The 248-nt window shown below is 74.2% G+C and carries 1 protein-coding gene; it reads right to left on the bottom strand.

The window, feature by feature from the left end; translation table 11 throughout:
• Positions 1-248, bottom strand: a 248-nt coding sequence (locus HKX41_12670; protein ID NNC24988.1) for a hypothetical protein, incomplete at both ends; no start/stop codon positions are given.

Raw genomic sequence — 248 nt, forward strand, 5'->3', positions numbered from 1 at the left:
ATCCGGCAGCCGGGTCGCGCCCCAGGAGCTGAGCGCGCCGCCCGGCAGGTCCATGCGCCGCAGCGCAGTGCCGAAGGTGTCGGCGAGCAGGTGCTGGGCGCGCGCGTCGTCGCTCTCGGCGACCACCCCGAGCAGGCGGATGAACAAGGGATAGCGTTCCTCGCCCAGGCGCCGGACCACGCGCTTGAGCACGCTGAGCCGGTATTCCGGGTCGCTGTGCGCGGCCAGCGCGGACACCAGCCGGTCGG

The organism is Salifodinibacter halophilus (genome assembly GCA_012999515.1).
Taxonomy (GTDB): Bacteria; Pseudomonadota; Gammaproteobacteria; order Nevskiales; family Salinisphaeraceae; genus Salifodinibacter; species Salifodinibacter halophilus.